Annotated in this window: 15 protein-coding genes; 4 read left to right on the forward strand and 11 right to left on the reverse strand. The window is 70.8% G+C overall.

Annotation, left to right across the window (positions count from 1 at the left end):
* Positions 1–6: 6 nt before the first annotated feature.
* Genes ACQY0Z_RS25190 through ACQY0Z_RS25200 form a run of 3 tightly spaced genes read right to left on the reverse strand, consistent with a single transcriptional unit; the run spans position 7 to position 3,677 of the window.
* Positions 7–813 (reverse strand): hypothetical protein, encoded by an 807-nt coding sequence (locus ACQY0Z_RS25190; RefSeq protein ID WP_439812848.1) that lies wholly within the window; start codon positions 811–813, stop codon positions 7–9.
* Positions 813–2,087: a VWA domain-containing protein gene (locus tag ACQY0Z_RS25195; RefSeq protein ID WP_189898990.1), complete on the reverse strand. Its 1,275-nt coding sequence runs from the start codon at positions 2,085–2,087 to the stop codon at positions 813–815. Before ACQY0Z_RS25195 ends, ACQY0Z_RS25190 begins: the two co-directional genes overlap by 1 nt.
* A gap of 45 nt (positions 2,088–2,132) precedes the next feature.
* Positions 2,133–3,677, reverse strand: coding sequence for an IucA/IucC family protein (locus ACQY0Z_RS25200; protein ID WP_439812849.1), 1,545 nt, complete (start codon positions 3,675–3,677; stop codon positions 2,133–2,135).
* Between the two features lie 108 nt (positions 3,678–3,785).
* On the opposite strand from ACQY0Z_RS25200, the gene ACQY0Z_RS25205 reads away from it, so the two are divergent.
* The 3 genes from ACQY0Z_RS25205 to ACQY0Z_RS25215 all read left to right on the forward strand — a co-directional run bounded on the left by ACQY0Z_RS25205 (position 3,786) and on the right by ACQY0Z_RS25215 (position 6,698).
* A complete protein-coding gene (locus ACQY0Z_RS25205; protein ID WP_189899311.1) occupies positions 3,786–5,336 on the forward strand; it encodes an IucA/IucC family protein in 1,551 nt (516 codons plus the stop codon).
* A gap of 118 nt (positions 5,337–5,454) precedes the next feature.
* On the forward strand, positions 5,455–6,411 hold the full coding sequence (locus tag ACQY0Z_RS25210) for a TerC family protein (protein WP_028961498.1): 957 nt from the start codon (positions 5,455–5,457) through the stop codon (positions 6,409–6,411).
* Positions 6,412–6,431: 20 nt separating this feature from the next.
* On the forward strand, positions 6,432–6,698 hold the full coding sequence (locus tag ACQY0Z_RS25215) for a hypothetical protein (protein WP_189898987.1): 267 nt from the start codon (positions 6,432–6,434) through the stop codon (positions 6,696–6,698).
* Between the two features lie 52 nt (positions 6,699–6,750).
* On the opposite strand, the gene ACQY0Z_RS25220 is transcribed toward ACQY0Z_RS25215, so the two are convergent.
* Entirely contained in the window at positions 6,751–7,809 is a 1,059-nt protein-coding gene (locus ACQY0Z_RS25220; protein ID WP_439812850.1) for a 2-oxoacid:ferredoxin oxidoreductase subunit beta, read from the reverse strand.
* The gene (locus tag ACQY0Z_RS25225; protein WP_439812851.1) at positions 7,802–9,703 is read right to left on the reverse strand and encodes a 2-oxoacid:acceptor oxidoreductase subunit alpha; all 1,902 of its coding nucleotides are present in this window, start codon (positions 9,701–9,703) and stop codon (positions 7,802–7,804) included. The genes ACQY0Z_RS25220 and ACQY0Z_RS25225 overlap by 8 nt, the downstream gene beginning before the upstream one ends.
* Positions 9,704–10,324: 621 nt before the next feature.
* Here ACQY0Z_RS25225 and ACQY0Z_RS25230 point away from each other — a divergent pair.
* A complete protein-coding gene (locus tag ACQY0Z_RS25230) occupies positions 10,325–10,972 on the forward strand; it encodes a response regulator transcription factor (RefSeq protein WP_254588685.1) in 648 nt (215 codons plus the stop codon).
* 172 nt (positions 10,973–11,144) lie between these two features.
* Here ACQY0Z_RS25230 and ACQY0Z_RS25235 read toward each other — a convergent pair whose 3' ends face one another.
* The 6 genes from ACQY0Z_RS25235 to ACQY0Z_RS25260 all read right to left on the reverse strand — a co-directional run bounded on the left by ACQY0Z_RS25235 (position 11,145) and on the right by ACQY0Z_RS25260 (position 17,641).
* The gene (locus ACQY0Z_RS25235; RefSeq protein ID WP_189907138.1) at positions 11,145–11,582 is read right to left on the reverse strand and encodes a DUF6069 family protein; all 438 of its coding nucleotides are present in this window, start codon (positions 11,580–11,582) and stop codon (positions 11,145–11,147) included.
* A gap of 74 nt (positions 11,583–11,656) precedes the next feature.
* Positions 11,657–13,246, reverse strand: coding sequence for an FAD-binding oxidoreductase (locus ACQY0Z_RS25240; protein WP_189907136.1), 1,590 nt, complete (start codon positions 13,244–13,246; stop codon positions 11,657–11,659).
* Between the two features lie 317 nt (positions 13,247–13,563).
* Positions 13,564–13,755 (reverse strand): acyl-CoA carboxylase subunit epsilon, encoded by a 192-nt coding sequence (locus ACQY0Z_RS25245; RefSeq protein ID WP_254588789.1) that lies wholly within the window; start codon positions 13,753–13,755, stop codon positions 13,564–13,566.
* Positions 13,756–13,770: 15 nt separating this feature from the next.
* Positions 13,771–15,306, reverse strand: a complete 1,536-nt coding sequence (locus ACQY0Z_RS25250) for an acyl-CoA carboxylase subunit beta (RefSeq protein ID WP_347224919.1) — start codon at positions 15,304–15,306, stop codon at positions 13,771–13,773.
* 20 nt (positions 15,307–15,326) lie between these two features.
* On the reverse strand, positions 15,327–16,286 hold the full coding sequence (locus tag ACQY0Z_RS25255; RefSeq protein WP_189904089.1) for a Gfo/Idh/MocA family protein: 960 nt from the start codon (positions 16,284–16,286) through the stop codon (positions 15,327–15,329).
* Positions 16,283–17,641 carry an NDP-hexose 2,3-dehydratase family protein gene (locus tag ACQY0Z_RS25260; protein ID WP_347224918.1) on the reverse strand — a complete coding sequence of 453 codons (1,359 nt, stop codon included), beginning with the start codon at positions 17,639–17,641 and terminating at the stop codon, positions 16,283–16,285. The genes ACQY0Z_RS25255 and ACQY0Z_RS25260 overlap by 4 nt, the downstream gene beginning before the upstream one ends.
* Positions 17,642–17,722 lie beyond the last annotated feature (81 nt).

Raw genomic sequence — 17,722 nt, forward strand, 5'->3', positions numbered from 1 at the left:
CGATCCTTACGCCCCCGGCGGCACATGCCGCGGACGTCCCGGTCCCCGCGTCAAGCGGTAGCCGAAGACACCCGCCAGGGCCGCCAGCGCGCCCCCCGCCGCCGTCCAGACCCAGCGGTCCGACCACCAGCCCGACGTCCAGCCGTCCTCCGGCTCCAGATCCGCCAGGACGGCGGACGGTGAGTCGTCGTCCGCGTCCTCCTCCGGGCGCGACGCGATGCCCGGTACCAGCGGCTCGGACAGCGAACCGTCCACCGCGGCCGCGCCGCCGATCTCCTTGGACTCGACGCGGAGTTCGGTCTCGACAGGCTGGCCCAGGTCGTCCGCCGACAACGTGAGGGCCGTCAGGCGCACGTAGTACGTGCCGGGGAGCGGGTCGTTGGCCCACGGTTCCGACCAGGCGCGTACCGTGCGCAGCACGCACGCCAGTTCCACGCTCGTCGTGCCCGCGCCCGCCGTGCGGGTCTGCGCGCCGTACCGGCAGGCCTGGCGGCGGCGCAGGCCGTCGTACACGTCGACCTGCCACGTCTCGGCGGCGTGGCTCTCCGGCAGCTTCACCGTCGCGCGGACCGTGGGCCGCTGCCCGGCGTCCGCGGGGAACGACCAGTACAGGTAGTCACCCGTGGAGGCCCGCGCCGTGGCGGTCTGCCCCTGCTCGACCTCCGTCGCGGTGCGGAACGACGTGCCCGCACGGGTGGGTCCGGCGGCGTTGTCGCCGGACGCCTCCGGGGACGGCGACGAGTCGGCCGCGGCGGGCGCGGCGGCCAGGCCCAGCGTCAGCAGGGCGGTACTCAATATCCGTACGGCACGCATCAGTTGGTCCTCCAGACAGCGACCCGCCAGCGGGACAGCCAGCCCCAGACGAGACCGGCGAGGAAGCCGGTCACGACCAGCGCGCCGAGCAGCCACCAGCCCCGGCCGAGGCCGAAGGAGGCGACGTCGGACGCGTTGTCCGGGCCGTCGACGACGTCGACCGTCAGCTCCAGCGGCAGACCGGGCGTGGTCTTCACCCCGGCGTCCGCCGAGAAGGAGGTGGTCACCCCGATGCACACGGTCTCCGCCGCCGGCTTGCCGCTGTCGTCGTCCTCCAGCTCCGGCTTGGGGTAGCGCAGGCCCGTGGACACCACGTCCGTACGGCCGTTGCCCGTCGCCTCGCCCCGCACGATCTCCCGGCCGTGCACGGTCACCGCGCGCATCAGCACGCCGTAGTCGGGACGCACCGCGCGGTCCGCGGCGACGCTCACCGAGGCGCGCAGCTCCTGCCCGGCGAGCAGTTCCACGCGGTACCAGCGCTGCTGGCCGAACTCCTCACGGTCGGTGTAGAGACCGGACTGCAGCACGGGCGCCTTGTCGCAGGAGCCGGCGCCCTCGGTGGCCACCGGGGTCACCACCGGCTCGGCCGCGCGGTCCACCAACTCATTGACTCGGTCGGTGAGTTCGTCCTGGTGCTCGATGGAGGTGTACGTGCCGCCGGTCGCCTCGGCGATGCAGCTGAGCTGCCGGCTCAGCTTGGCGTTCGGCACCAGGCCCAGCGTGTCGATGGTCAGGCCGATGCCCTTGGCCGCGATCTCGCGGGCCACCTCGCACGGGTCGAGCGGGGCGCAGGTGTCCTCGCCGTCGCTGATCAGCACGATCCGCTTCGAGCCGTCGCCGCCGTCGAGATCGTCGGCCGCCCGCAGCAGCGCCGGTCCGATCGGGGTCCAGCCGGTCGGGACGAGGGTCGCCACCGCCGTCTTCGCCTCGGTGCGGTCCAGCGGGCCGACCGGGTAGAGCTGCGCGGTGTCCTTGCAGCCCTCCTTGCGGTCGTCGCCGGCGTAGTCCGCGCCGAGGGTGCGGATGCCGAGCTGCACCTCCTCCGGCGTCGCGTCCAGCACCTCGTTGAACGCCTGCTTCGCCGCCGCCATCCGGGACTGGCCGTCGATGTCCCTCGCGCGCATCGAGCCGCTCACGTCGAGGACGAGGTCGACCTTGGGGGCGTCCTGGCCCGTGGGTTCACCGGCGGCCGCCCCGGCAGGGAAGGCGATCCCGGCCGTCAGGGCGGCGAGCAGGGCTATGGCGCCTGCCACCGGCCGTGTTCTTCTGATCATCGGCGGATCCTATTGATCAGGAGCGCCGCACTCCAAAACGGTCCGTCACCCGGACCCGAAGCGCAGGGGATTGGGCAGATCCGTCCACTGGTCGCCCGCCGTGCCCGGCGACAGCCGCATCAGCGTCAGCGCCTTCGCGGGCAGCGGCCCGTCGAGCAGCGCCGCCAGGTCCGGGGTGCGCGGCAGCCCCCGTACGGCGTCCTCCAGCGCCGCCCGCAGCGCCGCACCGGACCCCGCCGTCCCGGCCAGCGCGCCCGCCACCAGCGAGCCGAACAGCTTGCGGCGCAGCGCCACGGGATCGTCCGTGACCATACGGTCCGGCACGTCCGGCACCGGGATGCCGTGCCGCGCCAGGCGCTCCGGCGAGACGCGCAGATCGGCGAGGTCCCGGTAGACCAGCCGCACCGGCTCCCCGTCCGGCGACAGCACCACGAGCAGGTTCTGCCCGTGCGCCTCCAGCGCCACCCCCAGCTCCAGCAGCCGCAGACACGCCGTGAGCGCCAGCCGGGCGAGCCGGGCCAGCCACGCGGGGGAGCGGGGCAGGTCCGTGGCCGCCAGCGCCGCCACCGGCACCACCCGCTCGCCGGGGCCCGCGTACTCCTCCGGCGACTCCCGCAACTGCGCCGTCAGATCGGGCGAACCGGCCGCCACCGCGCCCAGCGTGCGGGTGATCCGCAGCAGCCCGTCCGTGCGCTCCGCCACCGCCTGCCCGAAGTCCGAGAGGACCGCCGACGCCGCCACCGACCCCAGCGAGATGTCCCGCACCGAGGACGTCAGCCGGGCGCTCAACGCCGTCTTCACATGCGGCCCGTCCGGCAGCGCGAGGGTGCGCAGCGTCATCAGCGGATGCGCCGCGAGCGCCCCCGCGCCCGTTCCCGGACGAGCCTCCGCCCCCTTCAGCACATGCGCCGCCTGCCACGGATGCACCGGCACCAGCACCCGCTCCCCGTCCCGCAGCCACTCCGGCCACGCCCCCGACACCAGGCACTCCCCGGCCGGCACGGGCAGCAGCCCCAGCTTCACCACCGGCCGGTGTTCGGGGCCGTACGCGAGCTGTTCGGCCACCGAGAAGCCGGGCCGGGAACGGCAGTTCGGATGGAACGGGTGCCCGTCCACCACCCGCTGCTCCCACTCCCAGTCCCGCACCGGCACCCCGTCGCCCGAGCCCGGCAGCAAGCCGTCGAACCCCCGCTGCCCCGCCCGCGACAGCGCCAGCGACGCCGCACTGTGTGCCAGCTCGGCCGCGAACGAGCCCGAGTGCGGCACCGCGAGGTCCGCCGTCAGCCGCGCCGGATCGTCGTACTCCGTCCCGTCCAGCCGTACGGCGGTCACGCGGTCGCCCGTCGCGTACGGGTCCGGCGCCGGCCCCTCCAGCCGCCGCCCGTCCGCCAGCCGCAGCACCACCCCCGACCGGGTGTCCTCCCGTCCGGTGACCCACGGCAGCGGGTCGTGCGTCAGCCCCCGCCACAGCCGCGTCAGCACCGCCGCCCGCGCGCCCGGCAGCGCCTCCGTGTACGCCGGGAGCAGGGCGGGCCGTACGACGGCCAACTCCTCGGCGATCTCGGCCTCGGCGGTGGCGGGACGCGGCACGGGCACACTCCTCGGATCGGCGGAAAGGTGGGACGTACGGGGGGACGATGCCAGACATACTGATCGTCTCCGACGGACAGACGTAGGGAACCAGAACGCGTGGACCTCATGCCCCCGCCCGCAGACGACGACGCGGCGAGCCGCGCCGGACCGGCCGGACGCGCCGACGCCCACGCGGCCGTGCCGCTGCTGAACTGCCTGCTGCGCGAAGTGGCCGAACCCCTGCCCGGGCGGCCCGCCCGCCCCGACGGCCCGCGGACCTACCGGCTGCCCCACAGCCGGCGGCTGCTGCGTGTGCGCGGCGCCCGCCGTCCCACCGCGCCCGAGGTGCACACCGCCGGGTCCTGGCGCCGCCTCACCCACACCGAACTGGTCAAACTCGTCGCCGAGGAGCTCCGCCGGCACACCGGCCGCTCCAACCACGAACTGCCCGCCGAGATGCTCGACAGCCGCGACGCCGTCGCCGCGCTGCTCGCCGCCCGCGACCGCGCCGTCCCGCCCGACGACCTCTATCTGCGCTCCGAGCAGTCCCTGCTCACCGGCCACACCCACCACCCCGCCCCCAAGGCCCGCGGCGGCGGTCCCGCGACCGCCTGGCTGCCGTACGCGCCCGAGGCGTACGCCCGCTTCCCGCTGACCCTGCTGGGCGTGCGCGAGGACACCCTGCTGGACGAGGGCGACACCGCCGCCCTGGACCACCTGGGCGCCGCCCCGCCCGGCTACCGGCTGCTGCCCGCCCACCCCTGGCAGCTCGACCTCGCCGCCGACGACCTCGCCCCCGCGTTCGCCGACGGCCGCCTGCTCCGGCTCGGGGGGACGCCCTGGGAGGTGTGGCCCACGGCCGCCGTCCGCACCGTCTACGCACCCGCCGAGGACCTCTTCCTCAAGTTCAGCCTCGACGTGCGCATCACCAACGACATCCGCCGGCTGTGGCGGCACGACCTGGAGCGTCTGCGCGTCACCGACACGGCCGTACGGGACGCCTTCGCCGGCGCGGGACCGGCGGGCGGGGCCTGGCTGAGCGACCGGGGGCACCGCACCGCGGACTTCGCCGTCGAACAGCTGGCGGTCGTCGTCCGGGACGGGTTCCGCGGCCGGCTGGTCCCGGGCGCCACCCCCGTGCTGGCCGCCGCCCTCGTGGAGGGCTTCGACGGCGACCCGCTCGCCGCCACCGACCGGCCCGCCGCCTGGTGGGAGGCGTACCTGTCCCATGTGGTGCCCCCGGCGCTCGCCGCCTTCCACCGGCACGGCGTCGTTCTGGAGGCGCATCTGCAGAACACACTGATCGCCGTCGACGCCGAGGGCATGCCGGTGCAGGCCCTCTTCCGCGACGCGGAGGGCGTGAAGCTGTTGGAGTCCATGGGCCGCCCTGACGGTCCGCCCACGGTGACACGGGAGGCCGGGTGGGAGCGGCTGGTGTACTGCCTGGTCGTCAACCACCTCATGGAGATCGCCGCCGCCCTCGCCGACCACCACCCCGGCCTCGACCCCTGGCCCGCGGTCCGCCGCGAACTGGCCCGCCACGACCTCCCCGAGATCCCCGCCCTGCTGACCGCGCCCACCCTCCCCGCCAAGACCAACCTCCTCCTGCGCTGGACCGCCGCCGACGGCGCCGACGCCCGCTACCGGCCGCTGCCCAACCCGCTCTCCGGCCGGTGAGCGACTCCCGGGCGGGTCACGACGGGAGGCGACGACCGCCAGGATGCCTCAGACTCGGGACAAGGGCGCCAGGCCCCGGGGGGACCGCCGTCCGACCGCGCCCAGAGGAGGCGGGCCCGTGCATGACGTGCCGTTCTGGCTGTGGGCCGTGTTCGTCGTCATCGTCGTCGTGTCCCTCGCCGTCGACCTGTTCGCGCACCGCTCCGCCCACGCCATCGGCTTCCGTGAGGCCACCGCGTGGAGCGTCGCGTGGATCTCCCTGGCCATCCTCTTCGGCGGGGTGGTCTTCCTCGTCGTCGGCACCGACGCGGGCGTGGAGTACACCACCGCGTGGCTGCTGGAGAAGAGCCTGTCCGTCGACAACCTCTTCGTCTTCGCGTTGATCTTCAGCTACTTCCAGGTGCCACGCGCCTACCAGCACCGTGTGCTGTTCCTCGGCGTCCTGGGCGCCCTGGTCTTCCGCGGCCTGTTCCTCGCCGCCGGCGTGGCCGTGGTCAGCCGCTTCACCGCCGTGCTGTTCGTCTTCGCGGCGATCCTCTTCTGGAGCACGTACAAGATCCTCAAGGGGGAGGACGAGAGCTTCGACCCGGGCAAGAGCCTGGCGGTCCGGCTGCTGCGCAAGGTGATCCCGGTCCGGGACGAGTACGCGGGCGCGCACTTCTTCGTCAAGGAGGCGGGCAAACGGGTGGCGACCCCGCTGCTCGCGGTCGTCGCCGCCATCGAGGCCGCCGACCTGGTCTTCGCCGTCGACAGCGTGCCCGCCGTCCTCGCCGTCAGCAGCGACGTCTTCATCGTCTACACCAGCAACGCCTTCGCCATCCTCGGCCTGCGCGCCCTGTACTTCATGCTGGCCGGCCTCCTCGACCGCTTCCACTACCTCAGTGTCGGCCTCGCGGTGATCCTCGGCTTCATCGGCGTCAAGCTGGTGCTCCAGGCGACCCACGAGACGATCACCACCGCCGTCCCGGAGATCCCGTCCCTGGTCAGCCTGGCCGTGATCGTCGTCGTCCTGGCCGTGTCGATCACGGTGAGCGTGCTGCGGCCACCGGCCGCCGAACAGGACAAAACCGTGTAAAGCGGGAGTAAAGTGGAAGTATGAGCAGCGACCGCGAGCGAGACGGGACCCGGCCCACCGAGCTGCAGTGCGCCGCGTGCGGCCGGCCGGTGGAGACCGTCGTCACCCGGCACAAGACCTTCGGCATCAACGTCCCCCAGTGGCGGGCGGGCCCCTGCCACAACCCCGACTGCCCGGACTACGTCCCCGAGCTGGTCCCGGCGGACGCCCTCCGCCACAGGGCGGGGGAGGAGCAGGCGGAGCGGCGACAGGAGGAACGCGAGAAGGAGACCGGCCCGCCCGCCTGACCGGCCCGGTGGTGAGCGTCCGACGCGGCTCACCACGCCTGGGGACCGGTGCTCAGCCGGCGACGGTCCAGGTGTCGCCGCCGGCGAGGAGTGCGGCGAGGTCGCCCTTGCCGTGCTGGTCGACGGCGGTGTCGAGCTGGTCGGCCATGAGGGTGTCGTAGACGGGCCGGTCGACGGAGCGGAACACGCCGATGGGGGTGTGGTGCAGGGTGTCGGGGTCGGCGAGCCGGGACAGGGCGAACGCGGTCGTCGGGGACGGGTTGTGGGCGTCGTGGACGAGGATGTCCGCCTCGTTGCCGGGTGTGACGGCGACGGCCTTCAGGTCACCGGTGGCCGGGTCGCGGACCACGCCCTTGGAGGCGTCGGAGCCGAAGCGGATCGGCTGCCCGTGCTCCAGCCGGATCACCGCCTCCTCGGCCTGCTGACGGTCCTTGAGGACCTCGAAGGCGCCGTCGTTGAAGATGTTGCAGTTCTGGTAGATCTCCACCAGCGCCGTGCCCGGGTGGCCGGCGGCCTGGCGCAGCACCTCGGTGAGGTGTTTGCGGTCGGAGTCGACGGTGCGGGCGACGAAGGACGCCTCGGCGCCGATGGCCAGCGAGACGGGGTTGAAGGGCGCGTCGAGCGAGCCCATCGGGGTCGACTTGGTGATCTTGCCGACCTCGGAGGTGGGGGAGTACTGGCCTTTGGTGAGGCCGTAGATGCGGTTGTTGAACAGCAGGATCTTGAGGTTGACGTTGCGGCGCAGGGCGTGGATGAGGTGGTTGCCGCCGATGGACAGCGCGTCGCCGTCGCCGGTGACGACCCACACGCTCAGGTCGCGGCGGGAGGTGGCGAGGCCGGTGGCGATGGCGGGGGCGCGGCCGTGGATGGAGTGCATCCCGTAGGTGTTCATGTAGTACGGGAAGCGGGAGGAGCAGCCGATGCCGGAGACGAACACGATGTTCTCCCGGGCCAGGCCCAGTTCCGGCATGAAGCCCTGCACGGCGGCCAGCACGGCGTAGTCACCGCAGCCCGGGCACCAGCGCACCTCCTGATCGGACTTGAAGTCCTTCATCGTCTGCCTGCCCTCGGCCTTCGGCACGAGCTGGAGCAGCGTCTCGGCGTCAGTCATCGATGGCCTCCTTCAGCGCCGCGGCGAGCTGCTCCGCCTTGAACGGCATGCCGTTGACCTGGTTGTACGAGCGGGCGTCGACCAGGTACTTCGCCCTGATGAGCGTGGCGAGCTGCCCGAGGTTCATCTCGGGAATCACCACCTTGTCGTATCCGCGCAGGACCTCGCCGAGGTTCTTCGGGAAGGGGTTGAGGTGGCGCAGGTGGGCCTGCGCGACCGGCTGCCCGGCCTTCCGCAGGCGCCGTACCGCCGCGGTGATCGGCCCGTACGTCGAGCCCCAGCCGAGCACGAGCAGGCGGGCGGTGCCGTCCGGGTCGTCCACGTCGAGGTCGGGCACGGTGATGCCGTCGACCTTGGCCTGGCGGGTACGGACCATGAAGTCGTGGTTGGCCGGGTCGTAGGAGATGTTCCCGGTGCCGTCCTGCTTCTCGATCCCCCCGATCCGGTGCTCCAATCCCGGCGTCCCCGGGACCGCCCAGGGGCGGGCCAGGGTGTGCGGGTCGCGCTTGTAGGGCCAGAACACCTCCGCGCCGTCGGCGGTGGTGTGGTTGGGGCCCTGCGCGAACTGCACCGTCAGATCCGGCAGCTCCTCCAGCTCCGGGATCCGCCACGGCTCGCTGCCGTTGGCCAGATACCCGTCCGAGAGCAGGAACACCGGGGTGCGGTAGGCCAGCGCGATCCGCGCCGCCTCCAGCGCCGCGTCGAAACAGTCCGCCGGCGTGCGCGGGGCGACGACCGGCACCGGCGCCTCACCGTTACGGCCGTACATCGCCTGCAGCAGATCCGCCTGCTCCGTCTTCGTCGGCAGCCCGGTCGACGGGCCGCCACGCTGGATGTCCACCACCAGCAGCGGCAGCTCCAACGACACCGCAAGCCCGATCGTCTCCGACTTCAGCGCCACACCCGGACCGGAGGTGGTGGTCACCGCCAGCGACCCGCCGAACGCCGCCCCCAGCGCCGCCCCGATCCCGGCGATCTCGTCCTCCGCCTGGAACGTGCGCACACCGAAGTTCTTGTGCCGGCTCAGCTCGTGCAGGATGTCCGAGGCCGGAGTGATCGGATACGAGCCCAGGAACAGCGGCAGGTCCGCCTGACGCGAGGCCGCGATCAGCCCGTACGACAGGGCCAGATTCCCGGAGATGTTGCGGTAGACGCCCGGCGGGAACGCCGCCGCCGCCGGCGCCACCTCGTAGGAGACCGCGAAATCCTCCGTCGTCTCCCCGAAGTTCCAGCCCGCCCGGAACGCCGCGATGTTCGCCGCCGCGATGTCCGGCTTCTTCGCGAACTTCGACCGCAGGAACTTCTCCGTCCCCTCCGTCGGCCGGTGATACATCCACGACAGCAGACCCAACGCGAACATGTTCTTGCTGCGCTCGGCCTCCTTCCGGGTGAGGTCGAACTCCTTCAGCGCCTCCACCGTCAGCGTGGTCAGCGGCACCGGGTGCAGGTGGTAGCCGTCCAGCGAGCCGTCCTCCAGCGGCGAGGCGTCGTAGCCGACCTTCTGCATCGCCCGCTTGGTGAACTCGTCGGTGTTGACGATGATCTCCGCCCCGCGCGGCAGGTCGCCGATGTTCGCCTTCAGCGCGGCCGGGTTCATCGCCACCAGCACGTTCGGCGCGTCACCGGGCGTGAGGATGTCATGGTCGGCGAAGTGCAGCTGGAACGACGACACACCCGGCAGGGTGCCGGCGGGGGCGCGGATCTCGGCGGGGAAGTTCGGCAGCGTGGAGAGGTCGTTGCCGAAGGACGCGGTCTCCGAGGTGAAACGGTCACCGGTGAGCTGCATCCCGTCACCCGAGTCCCCCGCGAACCTGATGATCACTCGGTCGAGCCGGCGGACGTCACCTCTCCGGAGCCGGTTGCTGCCGCTTTCCGGTGTCTCAGTAGAGATCATGCCGTCTTCCCATCTGTTCGGAGCGGAGTCAAGTCCGTTCGCTCCCGTCACGTGTCGGCCGCAGGATGTGGCCGATTCACCACTGCTTTTGAGTGTTTAACGTGGATAGGGTGTTTTCGCAGGTGGCTTGTCCTTGATTCGATCCATGATCGAACAAGGTGTGATTCATCCCTCGTGTACGCAGTACGCGGCCCCGTGTACGATGTATCTCGCGAGGGTGGGACAGGTCTGCGCGGGGGGTCGGTGTTGGTTGACTGTTCGACAGTTGATGGACGGGCGTGGGTGCGGCGGTCGACCGGGTGGCCCGGTCGTTAAAGGTCGCGTCATCCATTCGGGTGCCGAATCGCGTGCACATTTCATCGGGGTTTCCGTTTCTTTCAAATTTCTTCCGTCAACTGTTGGGCTTTGACGGATCTGACGAACCGTCGGTAGGCTTCTTGCCGATCCGCCGCGTGAATTCCTCGCCGCTTCAATCAAAATGGACGAATCTGGGGGATGATTCGGATGGGGCATAATTCTGTCAGGCTTGTCGAACCACGCATTCTGCGTCAGGTGTCTATGCGGAATGCGTCGGTCCGGCCGGAAGCGAGGCGTGTCCGGAAGCCGGTGCGCGTACTCGCGGTGGAGAGCGACAGCGAGGTCGCCAAGGGGCTGGTCCGCGATTTATGGCGGCACGGCTACCAGGCGGAAAGCGTCCCGACCGGCGCTCAGGCCCTGCAGCAGTACCGGAACGCCGACCTGCTTCTCGTCGACTTGGACCTTCCCGACCTGGACGGTGTCGAGTTGTGCCGGAGCATCAGGGCCCTGTGCGACGTGCCGATCATCGTCGTGACGGCCCGCGACTCCGAACTCGACCGCGTCATGAGCCTGCGCGCCGGCTCGGACGACTATGTCCCGAAGCCGTACAGCCTGGCCGAACTGATTGCCCGTATCGAGGCGGTCATGCGACGGGCTGTGCGACAGCCGGCCTCGCCTGACGAGGTCGTCGTCGTGGGGCCGCTTTCCATAGACCCCCGGGCCCGCGAAATCCGCCTGGACGACCGGACCATAGAGGTCACGCGCAAGGAATTCGACCTTCTGTATCTGCTCGCCTCACGCCCGGGAATCGTTGTCACCCGGGAGCAGATCATGGTGCAGGTGTGGCGTGACTCCCGGTCCGTGCCGGGGCGGACCATCGACACCCATGTCAGCAGTCTGCGCAGCAAGCTGGGATCGAGCGACTGGATCGTCACCGCTCGAGGAGTCGGATTTCGTCTGGGGCGTGCCTGACCTTCCGGACGATTCCGGGAACCGGGTACCTCATTCGAACGGGTCGTACGGTCAACGGTGACCGGCGGCCCTTTTCGATGTCGTGACCCGTTCGTTCAAGGAGGCAGCAGCACGGCCCTCCGGAACCCGGGGGGTGCCGGAGGGCCGCCTCGTGCGTGGTGCCGACGTGACGTCAGACGCGGGACCGCCGAATCGCCTCCAGGGCGGCCACCGCGACGAGCCCCACGAACAGGTGCATCGTGATCAGTGTCGCGGCCGTACCACCGTCGGTCTCCTGAGTCAGCGGGCCGATCGCGGTGAGTACCGCGACGGAACCGCCCACGATCTGGCCCACCCGCAGGAACACCGGCTTCCAGCGGGCCAGGAGAACGGCCGCGGTGATGCCGAGCACCGGCGCGGCGACCGACATGAAGACGACGTCGCCGGCGCCGATCTCGTCGGGCTTGCCGTTGAGTTCCAGGACCAGTGAGGCCCCGGCGGCATCGCCGATGAACAGAACGACGAGATTGACGACGGCGGCGACGACGGCGGCCCCCGCCACCGCCTGCCACACGGGCAACGCACGGCGTCCTGAAGCGGTGTGGCTGGCAGCGGGGTTACTGCTGGTCATGGGGCCCTCCGGGCTGTTGTGCAGACATGGGTGATGTGCGCTTCCGGCGTGAGGACCGACCGCCCGAGCGATGGTCAGGAGGGGGTCAGGGACATGGCATGCCGGAAGACGTTGTGGGGGTCGTAGGTGTTCTTGACGCGCTGCAGCCTCGGGTAGTTGTCCTTCCAGATGATCGAGTACCAGGGCACACCCGAGGTGTTCTGCGCCGGGTCGAGCATGTCGACGTCGGGGTAGTTGATGTAGCCGCCGTCCTGCCGGCCGTCGGGTACCGGGAAGCCGCCGGTTGCGCCGTGCACGTTCTTGCGCAGGGTGCGCAGCCACTCGACCTCGTAGTCGTCCTGGGCGGGGTCCGCCCAGTTGTTGGAGTACCAGAGCTTGAAGACGGAGTCCCGCTGGGGGATGGCGGTGGCGGAGGACTGAACCGTGTTGATGCGGCAGCCGTAGGCAGCGAGATAGACCAGGCCGGCGCCGAAGTGGGAGGGGTCGCTCAGCGAACGGTGGAGCGCGCGGACCTGGCTTTCGGTCAGCGGCTTCCGCAGATGTCCGCCCATCGACTTCTGGCGCCCGTAGTCGCCGTAACTGGGAGTCGGCTCCAGCGTGACGTCCAGCCAGGAGCCCTCGGTGATGTCGACGGTCGGCTCCAGGCCCACGCCCGCGTTCACCGCGCGGATGTAGTCGTCGTGGAGCTGGGATGTACGGGGCAGAGTGGCGTCCATGCGGATCTCCAGCTCGATCGTGCCGGTGATCGAGGAGTGGAGCTGGAGGGAGCTGTGCATCACCGAGTACTCGGAGCCCGGCGCGCTGTTCGCCGCGTGCCAGGCTCCGTGGTTGAGCACCAGACGCGTGAAACGAGCCTCGGTCAGCTCGCTCCACGGCCAGCTCACGACGGTCTTACGCATCCGGGCCGGCGGCTTCGGCAGGAGCGCGGAGGGACGGCCGGAGGCACCCGGCGTCCGGAACCAGAAACGCGTGACGATGCCGAACCCGCCGCCACCGCCGCCTGTGTGGGCCCACCACAGGTCGCGGTTCGGATCGCCGGCGTCCCGGGTGGCGACGATCGTCCGTGCCCCGCGTCGCCGGTCCGCGACCACGACCTCGACGGCGTACAGATGGTCCACGACCAGGCCGTACCTGCGTGACAGCGGCCCGTATCCACCGCCGCTGACGTGGCCGCCCACGCCGACCTCCGGGCAGACACCACCGGGGACGGTCACCCCCCAGCCCTCGTACAGGGCCTTGTAGACCTCGCCGAGCCGGGCGCCCGCCTCGACGGCGAAGGCGTTCATCTTCGGGTCGAAGCTGATGCCCCTCATCTCGGACAGATCGACCAGGAGACGGAATTGCGGGTCGTCCACGAGGCCCTCGAAGCAGTGACCTCCACTGCGCACCGTGACACGCTGGTTGTCGGCGACGGCCTGGTTCACCGCCTTCTCCACCTGAGCGGCGCTGTGCACGAGCCAGATCTCGTCCGGGGTGGCCACGAAACGGTTGTTGTACCCGCGCTCCGCGAGCTCGGCGTACCGGGCGTCTCCCGGCCTGACGACAACCTCCGGCGCGATCCGTCCGGCGGCCCGGGCGGGCGCCGAATGGGGCAGTGCGGCGAAGCCCGCGGCAGCGCCGGCCACCGCTGTCGCCGAGCCCAGGAATCTGCGTCGCGAAACCATGTTGAGCCTTATCTGTGCTGGGACATGGACAGAAACCGCATGAACGCATGCGGGCCGGGGGTTGGCGCCAGCCAATCAGTCCCCGGGGAGGGGCACCACGCGGTTGACATGGATCTGTGGTGCGCCGATGAGAAAGTTGAAGAAACGGCTCCAGTACTGCTGTCGCCGTCGGCCCGTTGCGGTGTCGGGTGCGGGTCGTTCGTGGCCGGTCGCGCAGTTCCCCGCGCCCCTACTGGCCTGCGGGCGACCTCTGCAGCGCGTCGGGTGCGGGTAGGGCGTGGTTGCTCGCGCCGTTCCCCGCGCCCTTCGGGGCGAGGTCAGCGCCAGCTGTGGGGGGCTCGGAAGCCTGGTTCGCGTTCCAGGCGGCGCCAGCCGGCCCGGGGGCGGCCCCGGTGGGCCGGCGTTGCGGCGGGCGCGTTGGCGGCGCGGGCCATCAGGATCGCCGCGATCGCCGCGACCTCCTCCGGCTCGGCATGCCCCTTCTCCACACGGATGTCAGGTGTCGTCATCGTCGGTTCTCCCAGTTACTGGGGCGGGTTGCCGTGCTTGCGCGACGGCAGGTCGGCGTGCTTGGTCTGCAGCATCGCCAGCGAACGGATCAGCACCTCACGGGTGGCGGCCGGGTCGATCACGTCGTCGACCAGCCCCCGCTCGGCGGCGTAGTAGGGGTGCATCAGCTCGGACTTGTACTCCTTGACCATCCGCGCCCGCATCGCCTCGGGGTCCTCGGCCTCGGCGATCTGCCGACGGAAGATCACGTTCGCCGCGCCCTCCGCGCCCATCACCGCGATCTCGTTCGTCGGCCACGCGTACGTCAGGTCGGCGCCGATGGACTGGCTGTCCATCACGATGTACGCGCCGCCGTACGCCTTGCGCAGGATCAGCGAGATCCGCGGCACCGTGGCGTTGCAGTACGCGTACAGCAGCTTCGCGCCGTGGCGGATGATGCCGCCGTGCTCCTGGTCCACACCCGGCAGGAAGCCGGGCACGTCCAGGAAGGTCAGGATCGGGATGTTGAACGCGTCGCACATCTGCACGAAACGGGCGGCCTTCTCGCTGGCCTCGATGTCCAGCACACCCGCCAGCGCCTGCGGCTGGTTGGCGACGATCCCCACGACCTGGCCGTCCATCCGCGCCAGCGCACAGATGATGTTCCGCGCCCACCGCTCGTGGACCTCGAGGAACTCGCCGTCGTCGACGATCTCCTCGATCACCTTCGCCATGTCGTACGGCCGGTTGCCGTCCGCCGGAACCAGGTCCAGCAGCACCTCGCTGCGCCGGTCCGCGGCGTCGGAGCAGTCCACCCGCGGCGGGTTCTCCCGGTTGTTCTGCGGCAGCAGGGACAGCAGGTAGCGCACCTCGGCGATGCAGGTCTCCTCGTCGTCGTACGCGAAGTGACACACACCGGACGTCTCGGCGTGCACGTCCGCGCCGCCCAGGCCGTTCTGGGTGATCTCCTCACCCGTGACCGCCTTGACCACGTCCGGACCCGTGATGAACATCTGCGAGGTCTCCCGCACCATGAACACGAAGTCCGTCAGCGCCGGACTGTAGGCCGCACCGCCCGCGCACGGGCCCAGCATCACCGAGATCTGCGGGATCACGCCCGACGCCTTGGTGTTGCGCTGGAAGATGCCCCCGTACCCCGCGAGCGCCGACACCCCCTCCTGGATCCGCGCGCCCGCACCGTCGTTCAGCGACACCAGCGGCGCCCCCGCCGCGATGGCCATGTCCATGATCTTGTGGATCTTCGTGGCATGCGCCTCGCCCAGCGCGCCGCCGAAGATACGGAAGTCGTGGGCGTAGACGAACACCGTCCGCCCCTCCACCGTCCCCCAGCCCGTGATCACACCGTCGGTGTACGGCTTCCTCTCCTCCAGACCGAAGCCGGTGGCCCGGTGCCGGCGCAACTGCTCGACCTCACGGAAGGAACCCGCGTCCAGCAGCAGTTCGATGCGCTCCCGCGCGGTCAGCTTGCCCTTGGCGTGCTGCGCCTGGGTCGCCTTCTCGCTCGGGCCGGCCAGTGCCTGCGCACGGATCTCGTGCAGTTCGACCGTCATGTGCGCCTCCTCTGGCAGGATCACCCGGACCGACGGCGTACGGCGTCCAGCAGAACGGCCTGCCGCAGTGTGTCCTCGCCCGGCGCGTATCCGGCCCGGACCGCGGTGACGAAGGCGGCGACCGTCGCCGCCACCTGGTCGGCGGGCGTCAGCCGGATCTCCTCCGTGCCCGCGGACGTGTGCAGGGAGACCGGCGGGACGAAGTCGGCCGGCGGGGTGAACGCCCGGTCCACGGTGATCCGCCCTTCGCTGCCCCACAGTTCGTACCGCGACAGATAGGCGTGCTCCATGCCGAACGTGATGTGCGCGGTGACTCCGCCGGGAGTCCCGAGCAGCGCCGCACCGGACGTCTCGACCTGCCGTCCGCGTCCCCGAACCGTCCGGGCACCGATCACCTCGAGCTCCGGGCCCAGGAAGTGCAATGCGGCGCGCAGCGGATAGAGGCCGACGTCCGCCAGGGCGCCGCCGCCGAGGCCGGCGTCGTACCGGATGTCGCTGTCAGCGAGCGGAGGAATGGTGAACGCCGCGTGGAACGCGCGGAGTTCGCCGATCCGCCCGTCGGTGACGAGGCGCCGTACCGCCTCGTGCCGGGGGTGGTGGACGAACATCACGTTCTCCATCAGTGCCACGCCCCGCTCGGTGGCCACATTCAGCAGGTGTGCGGTGGTGTCCGGGTCCGTCGTCAGGGGCTTCTCGGCGAGCACGTGCTTGCCGGCCGCGAGCGCCGCCTCGACCCAGGGCGCGTGCAGAGCGGCCGGCAGCGGCACGTACACCGCCTGCACGTCATCGGCCTCCAGCAGCGCCTCGTACCCGTGGACGGGCCGGCAGCCGAAGCGCCCGGCCGTCTTCTCGGCCCGGCCCCGGTCACGACTGGCGACGGCCGCGACCTCCACGTCCGGGGAGGCGGTGAACGCGGGCAGCATCCGTCGTACCGCGATGTCGGCGCAGCCGAGCACCCCGATGGACACCGGCGCGCTCATCGGACCACCGCCTTGGCGGCGTTGAGGCAGGCGAGCAGTGTCCGCGCCTGGACGTTCAGATAGTGGCCGTGACGGACCAGCCAGGTCAGCTGGTCGGGACTGACCCAGGCGTACCCGGGCGGCGGTTCGAGCGGGGCGTCCCGTTCGTCGGCGTCGACGAGCAGGTACCGGCTCTCCGCGTTGAGGAACCGGCCGCCTTCCTCCGCGTGCACGGCCTCGTAGCGGATCCGCTCCGCCGGTGCCTCCAGCACGGTGTCGAGGAACGGCGGGCGTTCCTTCTCCGGCAGATGGGCGTAGTTGTCGGGGGTGTACTGGACCGTGGGGCCCAGTTCGACGGTGTCGAGGAAGCCTCCCTCGACCCGGGCGTGCACCAGCACGTGCGGTACGCCGTCGAAGGTGCGGGTGAGGAAGGCGGTCACACCGAGGCCGACCGGTTCGAACAGCGGCTGGGTCCAGCTGGTGACCTCGCGGTTGCCGGCTTGCACCGACACCGCCACCACCTTGAAGTACCGGCCCTCCTCGTGCTCGACGGCCGTCTCGTGCCGGCGCCACCCGGGCAGGCCGGCCAGCGGGACACGCTCGGCGTGCACATCGTGCCGGGCGCGCTCGCCGGTGATCCAGGACAGCAGTTCGGTGTCGGAGTGCAGGGCGCCGGCCGCCGTCTCCGGGACCGGCAGGCAGGACAGGACCGTTCGCGAGTCCATGTTGACGACATTGTCCCGGTGGAGCAGTTCGGCGATCTGTCCCAGGGTCAGCCAGCAGAAGTCGTCCAGGAGCGGCACGTCACCGGTGGCCTCCACGATCATGTTGCGGTTGGACTTACGGAAGAACCACGAACCGTGCTCGGACTGCAGGGAGTCCGCGACGACCCGGCCCCGTCGAGGGCCGACGAAGTGTTCCACGTACTTCACGTCGGCGCCTTGGTGGGCCTTGGTGTAGTTGCTGCGGGTGGCCTGCACCGTGGGGGACAGCTGGAGAAGGTTGGGGTTGCCGGGTTCCATCTTGGCCTGCATCAGGAAGTGCAGGACCCCGTCGAACTCCTTGGCCAGGATGCCCAGGATGCCTACCTCGGGCTGCTTGATGACGGGTTGGTGCCACTCGGCGTACGGGCCGTCGCCGTAGGGTTCGTCGCGCTCGGTCACCCGCATGCCCTCGACGGTGAAGAACCTGCCGCTGCGGTGCACGAGATTGCCGGTGGTGTCCTCGAACGACCATCCGTCCAGCTCGGCGAACGGGATCCGGTCCACACGGAACGCGTTGACGCTGCCACGCTCGGCGAGCCATGCGGAGAAGCGGTCGGTCGGCAGATGGGAGCCGTGGAAGGTGGCGGAGGAAAGCCCGAGACGTTCCGTCATCCGCCGGGTGTTGTCGCGGGCTTGCGGGAGGGGAGGTGGCGTCACGGAGAACTCCTGAGGAACAGGGGAAACGGGGAGGAC

Source organism: Streptomyces sp. P9-2 (genome assembly GCF_051903975.1).
Taxonomy (GTDB): Bacteria; Actinomycetota; Actinomycetes; order Streptomycetales; family Streptomycetaceae; genus Streptomyces; species Streptomyces cellulosae.

Coding starts and splice junctions, on each gene's coding strand:
- ACQY0Z_RS25190 (WP_439812848.1), bottom strand. CDS start 813: ATGCGTGCCGTACGGATATTGAGTACCGCCCTGCTGACGCTGGGCCTG.
- ACQY0Z_RS25250 (WP_347224919.1), bottom strand. CDS start 15,306: ATGACGGTCGAACTGCACGAGATCCGTGCGCAGGCACTGGCCGGCCCG.
- ACQY0Z_RS25235 (WP_189907138.1), bottom strand. CDS start 11,582: ATGACCAGCAGTAACCCCGCTGCCAGCCACACCGCTTCAGGACGCCGT.
- ACQY0Z_RS25220 (WP_439812850.1), bottom strand. CDS start 7,809: ATGACTGACGCCGAGACGCTGCTCCAGCTCGTGCCGAAGGCCGAGGGC.
- ACQY0Z_RS25225 (WP_439812851.1), bottom strand. CDS start 9,703: ATGATCTCTACTGAGACACCGGAAAGCGGCAGCAACCGGCTCCGGAGA.
- ACQY0Z_RS25205 (WP_189899311.1), top strand. CDS start 3,786: ATGCCCCCGCCCGCAGACGACGACGCGGCGAGCCGCGCCGGACCGGCC.
- ACQY0Z_RS25195 (WP_189898990.1), bottom strand. CDS start 2,087: ATGATCAGAAGAACACGGCCGGTGGCAGGCGCCATAGCCCTGCTCGCC.
- ACQY0Z_RS25255 (WP_189904089.1), bottom strand. CDS start 16,286: ATGAGCGCGCCGGTGTCCATCGGGGTGCTCGGCTGCGCCGACATCGCG.
- ACQY0Z_RS25240 (WP_189907136.1), bottom strand. CDS start 13,246: ATGGTTTCGCGACGCAGATTCCTGGGCTCGGCGACAGCGGTGGCCGGC.
- ACQY0Z_RS25215 (WP_189898987.1), top strand. CDS start 6,432: ATGAGCAGCGACCGCGAGCGAGACGGGACCCGGCCCACCGAGCTGCAG.
- ACQY0Z_RS25245 (WP_254588789.1), bottom strand. CDS start 13,755: ATGACGACACCTGACATCCGTGTGGAGAAGGGGCATGCCGAGCCGGAG.
- ACQY0Z_RS25260 (WP_347224918.1), bottom strand. CDS start 17,641: ATGACGGAACGTCTCGGGCTTTCCTCCGCCACCTTCCACGGCTCCCAT.